The sequence below is a fragment of the Flavobacterium branchiophilum NBRC 15030 = ATCC 35035 genome, assembly GCF_002217205.1.
Taxonomy (GTDB): domain Bacteria; phylum Bacteroidota; class Bacteroidia; order Flavobacteriales; family Flavobacteriaceae; genus Flavobacterium; species Flavobacterium branchiophilum.
Map to the genome: position 1 here is coordinate 20,327 of NZ_MUGT01000152.1, position 8,246 is coordinate 28,572.

The following is an 8,246-nucleotide window of genomic DNA, read 5'->3' on the forward strand; positions in this document are numbered from 1 at the left end:
GAACAAAAAAAGCCCTTTATGAGGGCTTTTTTTATTTGATAAATTGTAGTAAAATTGTAGCAGGATGCACCGCTTTTCTGTTAGTACCATCAAAAATTTGATGGCGACAACTTGTTCCAGCAGCCACAATGATAGTATCTTGGTTGGTATTTCTAACTTTACTAAATATAGACTCCTCCCCTATTTTCATGCTTATCGAATAGTGTTCTTTCTCATAACCAAATGAACCAGCCATTCCACAACATCCTGAATTATAAATAGTTACATTTGTATTTTGAGGCACATTTAACATGGCAAATGTAGCTTGAATGGTACTCAAAGATTTTTGATGACAATGTCCATGAATTTTAATATTTTTAAATTCATCGGTAAAGTCATTGGAAGTAATTCTTTTATTTTCAATTTCTTGTTTAAAAAATTCTTCAATAGTAAATACATTTTTACTCACATTTTCTGCCTCTTTTTTATTATCTGCCAGTCTAATATACTCATCTCTAAATGATAAAATAGCAGAGGGTTCTATCCCAATCAAAGGGGTATCGTTTGAAATTACTTCCTTGAAAATAGCAATATTGGCATTGGCTATTTTTTTGGCTTGTTCTAAAAAACCTTTAGATATCATTGCTCTTCCACTTTCTTCATGATCCAAAATGATGACTTGATATTGTAATGCAGTTAATAAATTATACACATCAATACCTACATTTACATCATAAAAATTAGTAAATTCATCACAAAATAAATATACTTTTTTCTCAAAATTACTATTATTTCTATTTTTTTGATACCAAGTTCTAAATGTTTGTGGTGCCAATTGGGGTACTTGCCGTTCCGGTGCAATACCTAACTGTTTTTTTACAAAATTAGTATTTTGAATCCAATTGGTTAATTGTGGAAAAACACTACCCAATTGATTTAACTTAGCATTATTTGCAAAAATTGTATTCCTAAAAGTAAATCCATTTTCTTTTTGATATTGGTATAAAAATTCAGCTTTTAGAGCAGCCATGTCCACATTACTTGGGCATTCACTTGCACAAGCTTTACAACTTATACATAATTTAAGAATATCATACAACTCTTTGTGATTGAATTTATTATCTTTTTCAGAATGAGTAAGGTAATTTCTAAGCATGTTTGCTCTTGCTCGAGTAGTGTCTTTTTCATCTCGAGTGGCCCGATAACTAGGGCACAAAGTACCACCTGCGGAGTACATTTTTCTACAATCGCCAGAACCATTACATTTTTCTGCCGCTCGTAGTACCCCTAAACTATCCGAAAAATCTTGAATGGTTGCAATATTGGGTTCAACCCTACCCGATTCAAATCGCAAATTTTCATCCATTTTTGGTGTATTTACAATTTTACCTATGTTAAATACTTGATAAGGATCAAAATAATTTTTTACTCTTTTCAGTAATTCATAATTTTTTTCTCCTACCATAAATGGTATAAACTCACCTCTTACAATACCATCTCCATGTTCTCCACTCAAAGAACCTCTGTATTTTTTTACTAAAATGGCAACTTCAGTAGCAATATTTCTAAATTGTTTTTTTCCTTCGAGTGTTTTCAAATTCAAAACAGGTCTCAAATGCAATTCTCCTGCACCAGCATGTGCATAATAAATGGCTTTTTGTCCATGTTTGTTCATCATTGCTGTAAAATCTGCAATATAATTAGGTAAATCACTTAATTCTACCGCAGTATCTTCTATAGAATCGGCCGCTTTATTATCGCCTACAATACTACCTAAAAGCCCTAAACCTGCTTTTCTGAGTTCATTTACTTTATTAATATCATCCTGATATAATTTTACAGAAGCATAACCAAAATGATTATTATTTAAGTCTTCAATTAAGTTATTTGCTTGATTTTCAGCATCTTCAATAGTATCAGATGCCACTTCAAACATCATAATTGCTTTTGGATTACCTTGAATAAAAAATCTATTTTTAGCTTGTTCTCTATTATTTTTAGTACAGTCAAGTATTACATCATCAATCATTTCACAAGTATATAACTTATGTTTCATGGCTATCATAACTGCCTTCAAACTCTCTTGAATATCTGTAAAATGTGTTACTACCATAATATTATGAGCAGGGGGCAAATCATCAACTTTGAGCGTAATTTCTGTAGAAAATGCAAGAGTACCTTCGCTACCACATAACAACTTGGCAACATTAATTTCAGTTTCGTGCCCTGCAAACAAATCTGATTTCAACAAAACATCAACTGCATAACCTGTGTTTCGGCGATGAATTTCTGGTTTTGGAAATTCTTTAATTATTTCTTGTTGTATATTTTTATCAGAAAGTTCTTCATATAATGATTTATAAATATTATTTTCTAACAAATTACCTTTTGCTTTTTCAATAAAAGCTTCAGATTTTAAGGATTCAAAATTGGCAATAGAACCATCACCTAAAACTGTTTTGATTTGTATTACTTTATCACGAGTAACGCCATATCTAATAGAGGTTGTACCCGATGAATTGTTGCCAACCATACCGCCAATCATACATCGATTTGTAGTAGAAGTATTTGGTCCAAAAAATAAATTATAGGGTTTTAAAAACAAGTTTAACTCATCTCGAATAACACCAGGTTGAACAGTAACTGTTTTGTTTTCAATATCTAACGAAAGAATTTTATTAAAATACTTTGAAACATCTACAACAATTCCACTTCCAACAGTTTGACCCGCAAGGGATGTTCCTGCAGTTCTGGGTGTAAGAGATATTTTATTATTTTTAGCAAATAAAACCAATTTTTGAATATCAGAAACCGATTTTGGGGTTGCTACAGCCAATGGTTTTATTTGATAAGCAGAGGCGTCTGTGGCATAAATTGTTTTATGAATTTCATCACAATACAACTCCCCTTCTAATGATTTTTGTAAGTCTAAAAAAATGTTATTTTGCAACATTGTATTTATTTTTTTAATTTTAATATTTTTATTTTAATATTAAATAACAATTTTATTTGTTATAATTGTATGTTAATATTGATTTATATTTAAAATAATACTTTACTTTTTTTATTTTTTTTAAATTTTAAATATTATTTATAATCGGTTGCTAAAACTTTTCTAGCAATATTGATTTTGTATTTTTTGCCTTTTATTTTATGATTAGAAATATTTTGCAATAAAATAGAAGACTTTTTTGCATTAATAGCCACAAAAGAAATAAAATCTTTGACTTCTATCAAACCAATATCAGCTTTTTCCAATTGACCTTTTTGTAATATAAAGCCAACAATATCAATTTTATTTAATTTGTTTTTTTTACCACCACTTATATATAAAGTTTGAAAATCTGGTTTTTTAGGTAATTGGATGACTTTTGAAAGATGTTGAATTGGTATATTTTCGTCTAAATATAATACGTCCTTATCGGATTCATGAGCAATAATGTATGCGGTTCCACTTGCAAGCATTCTTGCCGTACGACCATTTCTATGTGTAAATTCTTCCTTTTTTGACGGTAAATGATAATGAATCACATGGTTTAATTCGGGTATATCCAACCCTCGTGCAGCCAAATCTGTTGTAATTAAATATCGAATACTGCCGTTTCTAAATTGTATTAATGCCCTTTCACGTTCTTCTTGTTGCATACCTCCATGATAAAATACAGTATCTATTCCTTTGTCTATCAATATATTGGATAATCGCTCGGCTGCTTCTCTGTGGTTACAAAAAATAATGGCAGACTCAGAATTCAAAGAACAAATCAATTCAAAAAGGGTATTGACTTTGTCTTTATCGTTTGAAATTACTTTTTTGAGAGTCAATTGCGGAGGCTCTTGATTGTCATTTAGAAAATCTAAAATATTTGGATGCCAAACACCCGTATATTTAGGAATTTTAATATTTGAAGTAGCCGATACCAAAACTCTTTTATTAATTTTAGGTAATTTACTAATTATATAAGACATTTGTTCATGAAAACCCAATTCGAGTGCTTTGTCAAATTCGTCTAAAATCAAAGTTTGCACCTGACCAAATACATCATAATTTCTGTCAATGTGATCGGCAATCCTACCAGGAGTACCAATTAAAATTGCGGGCGGATTGCTCAAATTTTTGATCTCAATATCTATATCATGACCTCCGTAGCACGTATTTACTTTAAATTGAGTACTTATTTTTTTACAAACTTGTTCAATTTGCAATGCTAACTCTCTAGAAGGTACTATGATCAGGCATTGAATATTTTGGATTTGCGGTTGCAACATTTGAAAAACAGGCAATAAATAAGCCAAAGTTTTTCCAGAACCCGTTGGAGAAAGCAATAAGGTATTTGTTTCAGCTAGAATGGATTCCTGAGCTAAAACTTGCATTTCGTTTAAAGAATTGATACCCAAATTTTTTAATAAATCACTGTCGTTATATTTCATTGAAACATTTTTTGTTTAAGTTTTAGCTTATTTTTTTACTCAAAAAGTAATTTAATATTTTCGTATGAATTTTGCAAAGCCTCCTTTATTTGATCGTCATTGAGCCATGCTACTTTTTCTATGCCCTCTTCAATTTGACCATGAGGCAATCCTTCAAAATCAGAATACATTTCATACCAATGTGTAATCTTAAGTTTATATATACCATTTCTTTTAAAAATATGATAAGTTTTTTGAAGTTTGTTTATAATTTTAAGTTTATTTACAGCTGTTTCTTCTTCAACTTCTCTTAAAGCTGTATCTTCAATATCTTCCCCTTTTTCTATTCCACCTTTGGGCAAATCCCATTTTCCATTTCGAAAAATAAATAAAACTTCGCCTTTTTTGTTGCGAACCAAGCCACCTCCAGCCTTGCAAACAGGTATTTTAGCCTTCAAAGTCTTCATTATTTCCTTCTCATCAGGATGATATAGATAGGCTTTTTGAATTTTATTTTGAAATATTTTTACAATAAGTTGCTCAATATCAATACTTTCGAGCAAAAATAACTGGAAATCAGTTTCTTTACTGATTTCATTTGTTAAAAAAAGTGGTTTGTCGTTTATAAAAACTTTGTACATTTGCAGTATGATTTTTAATAAAGATACAGCCGAAAAAACAGCCGAATTGCTTTTGCAAATTAATGCAATTAAATTGAATCCACGAAATCCTTTTTTATGGGCTTCGGGTTGGAATTCACCAATTTATTGCGATAATAGGCTAACTCTTTCATTTCCAGCCATTAGAAATTATGTGCGAGATGAATTTGTAAAAAATATTGAGAAAAAATTTGGGAAACCCGATGTAATTGCAGGTGTTGCTACTGGTGCAATTGGAATTGGAATCCTTGTGGCAGAGAGTTTAGGACTTCCGTTTGTATATGTGAGACCTGAACCTAAAAAACATGGAAGACAAAATCAAATTGAAGGGTTTTTGCAAAAAGGACAGAATGTAATTGTAGTGGAAGATTTAATTAGCACGGGCAACAGCAGTTTACAAGCCGTTGAAGCTTTAAAAGCTGCGGGAGCAAATGTTAAGGCCATGGTGGCTATATTCAACTACGGATTTGATGTAGCAAGTAACAATTTTAAAAATGCCAATTTAGACTTATTTACTTTGAGTAATTATGAAAGTTTATTGACACTTGCTGTTTCAAAACAATACATTACCGAAGAAGAAGAGGAAACTCTTAAACTTTGGAGAGAAAACCCAGCAACATGGGGTAAGTAAAATTTATATTTTAATTTAAAATTTTAAAAAAACAATATGAATTTACAAAGTCCTTGTGTAACAGTTCAAAAATCTAGTCAAGTGATGTTTGAAATGTTAAGTGATGTTAAAAATTTTGAAACTTTAATGCCAGATGATATGGCAAAATTTGAAGTGATTGGTACTGATGCTTTTATTTTTGGATTGAAAGGAATGCCTGAAATTAAACTAAAAATGAAAGAAAAAATTGCTCCAAATAAAATTATTTTAGGCGCTGCAAGCGACAAGTTACCATTTACATTAACTGCAAACATTAAAGAATTATCTGAAAAATCATCTGAAGTCCTTTTAGATTTCAATGGCGATTTTAATCCGATGATGGCCATGATGATTAAAGGACCTATTGGAAAATTTTTAGAAACCCTAGCAGGAAATATGAATAAATTATAATTTTTTAAAAAAAAGCATTAAAATTAATTTAATGCTTTTTTTTATATGAATTATTTATTACCTTTTTCAAAATCAGCAACAAATTGTGCTAAACCGATGTCTGTTAAAGGATGTTTTAATAGCCCCAAAATGGCAGACAATGGTCCTGTCATGACATCTGCTCCTATTTTGGCACAATTGACAATATGCATTGTATGTCTTACAGATGCTGCTAAAATTTGTGTTTCGTAACCATAATTATCATATATTTCTTTGATTTCTTGAATTAAATTCAAACCATCCGTAGAAACGTCATCTAACCTACCAATAAAAGGAGACACATAAGTAGCTCCAGCTTTTGCGGCCAAAAGAGCCTGACCAGCAGAAAATACTAACGTAACGTTGGTTTTAATACCTTTTTCAGAAAAATATTTAGCCGCCTTTACACCTTCTTTTGTCATTGGTAATTTAACTACAATTTGTTCGTGCAAATCTGCTAATTCTTCTCCTTCTTTGATCATCCCTTCAAAATCCAAAGCATTCACTTCAGCACTCACATCGCCCGCAACTAAATTACATATTGCTACATAATGTTTCAAAATGTTGTTTTTGCCAGTAATACCTTCCTTGGCCATCAAACTTGGGTTTGTAGTTACACCGTCCAAAACTCCAAGTGCTTGGGCTTCTTTAATTTGTGCCAAATTGGCTGTATCTATAAAAAATTTCATACAATAAAAAGATTTGATTATAATTTTTAAAATTTAATTGTCTGCAAAATTACAACTTATAATGATTCATCAACATTTTTTCATACCATTTATCTGGTAATATGCGTTTGAGTACAATTGAAAATTTTTGTAACTTGGAACCAATTTTATAGTGTATTTTTGGTTTTGGACATGCTATGATTTGTAAAATAGCTTTTGCCATCAGCACAGGATGTTGCCCACTATGAACATGATTATTCATCAAATCGAGTGTTTTTTGATATGTTTTTTCATAATCAGAGCCAGAAATAACGGGAGCATGATAACGTCCCGAAGCAATATTGGTAGCAAAATCGCCAGGCGCTACATTGACTATATTAATACCAAAAGCTTTAACCTCCATGTTCAAGGCTTCAGAAACTAATTCCAAAGCCCCTTTAGACGCCGAATAAACGCTTCTAAAAGGCAATCCCATATAACCCGCAATAGAAGTGATATTGATAATCAAACCGCTTTTTTGACTACGCATACTAGGCAAAACCGCTTTTATCACTTCGATTGGTCCAAAAAAATTAGTTTCAAAATTATTTTTGATTTCAGTTGTAGGTATTTCTTCCAAAGCACCTGTAATACCAACTCCAGCATTGTTAATCAAAACATCTATTTTACCCTCTTTTGCTATTACTTTTTGTATAATTAAATGGATGTTGTTTGAATTTCTAACATCCATTTGATACAATGGAAAAGAAGTTTGTGGGTATTTTTCAGGGTTTCTACTTGTCCCAATTACTTTATAACCAGCTTGTTGCAAATATTCGCCTATGGCTTTTCCAATTCCTGATGAACCACCTGTTATGAGTATTACTTTCATATTCAAATTTTATTTTCAACAAAAATACAAAATAGAAGTCGTAATAATAAATGAAATTTAAAAATTAATTTTTACTTAAATTTTTCATAATAAAGCTTGTAAAATTAAAAAATGTGTTAAATTTGTAACTATATTCTAACCTTAAAAATTCAAAAATGAAAAAATTAATTTCCATTTTGGCTGTTGCTGCATTTTTATTTTCTGTAAATATCAATGCACAAGAAACTACTCCAAAACAAAAAGAGAAAAAAGAATGTTGCAAAGGAAAAAAATCTTGCGATAAAGATAAAAAAACTTGTTCTGCAGAAGAAAAAAAGTCTTGTGAAAAAGACGGAAAAAAAGCAGGAAAATGTTGTAAAAAAATGTAATATTCAATATTTTATTATCAAAGCCCGATATTGTTTCGGGCTTTTTTTGTATTAAAAATCTAAAAAATTCATTTAAAAAAATTAAGAAAAAAGCAATTTTTTTATACAATCAATATATTTTTTACATATAAAAACATATTTAACCGTAATTATCTATTATATTAATCAAATTATAAATAAAAAAAAATTAGATGAATCCTGTTTTGGGCGTTCCCC

Annotated in this window: 8 protein-coding genes; 3 read left to right on the forward strand and 5 right to left on the reverse strand. The window is 30.3% G+C overall.

Annotated elements, in window-relative coordinates:
* Positions 1-31: 31 nt before the first annotated feature.
* The 3 genes from B0A58_RS14300 to B0A58_RS14310 form a co-directional block, all read right to left on the reverse strand.
* Complete coding sequence (locus tag B0A58_RS14300; RefSeq protein WP_089081616.1) at positions 32-2,932, reverse strand: FAD-binding and (Fe-S)-binding domain-containing protein; 2,901 nt, start codon at positions 2,930-2,932, stop codon at positions 32-34.
* Positions 2,933-3,066: 134 nt separating this feature from the next.
* A complete protein-coding gene (locus B0A58_RS14305; protein ID WP_089081617.1) occupies positions 3,067-4,407 on the reverse strand; it encodes a DEAD/DEAH box helicase in 1,341 nt (446 codons plus the stop codon).
* Positions 4,408-4,442: 35 nt separating this feature from the next.
* Positions 4,443-5,027, reverse strand: coding sequence for an NUDIX hydrolase (locus B0A58_RS14310; RefSeq protein WP_014084192.1), 585 nt, complete (start codon positions 5,025-5,027; stop codon positions 4,443-4,445).
* A gap of 7 nt (positions 5,028-5,034) precedes the next feature.
* Between B0A58_RS14310 and pyrE the strand changes: the two genes are divergently transcribed.
* On the forward strand, positions 5,035-5,676 hold the full coding sequence (gene pyrE, locus B0A58_RS14315; RefSeq protein WP_014084193.1) for an orotate phosphoribosyltransferase: 642 nt from the start codon (positions 5,035-5,037) through the stop codon (positions 5,674-5,676).
* A gap of 36 nt (positions 5,677-5,712) precedes the next feature.
* Positions 5,713-6,105: an orotate phosphoribosyltransferase gene (locus B0A58_RS14320; RefSeq protein ID WP_089081618.1), complete on the forward strand. Its 393-nt coding sequence runs from the start codon at positions 5,713-5,715 to the stop codon at positions 6,103-6,105.
* Between the two features lie 50 nt (positions 6,106-6,155).
* Here the strand turns inward: B0A58_RS14320 and fsa are convergent, their stop codons facing one another.
* On the reverse strand, positions 6,156-6,812 hold the full coding sequence (gene fsa / locus B0A58_RS14325) for a fructose-6-phosphate aldolase (RefSeq protein WP_089081619.1): 657 nt from the start codon (positions 6,810-6,812) through the stop codon (positions 6,156-6,158).
* A 49-nt stretch (positions 6,813-6,861) separates the two neighbouring features.
* Positions 6,862-7,662 carry an SDR family oxidoreductase gene (locus tag B0A58_RS14330; RefSeq protein ID WP_089081620.1) on the reverse strand — a complete coding sequence of 267 codons (801 nt, stop codon included), beginning with the start codon at positions 7,660-7,662 and terminating at the stop codon, positions 6,862-6,864.
* 155 nt (positions 7,663-7,817) lie between these two features.
* Here B0A58_RS14330 and B0A58_RS14335 point away from each other — a divergent pair, with 155 nt between their 5' ends.
* Positions 7,818-8,030, forward strand: a complete 213-nt coding sequence (locus tag B0A58_RS14335) for a hypothetical protein (protein ID WP_014084197.1) — start codon at positions 7,818-7,820, stop codon at positions 8,028-8,030.
* The last annotated feature ends 216 nt before the right edge of the window (positions 8,031-8,246 follow it).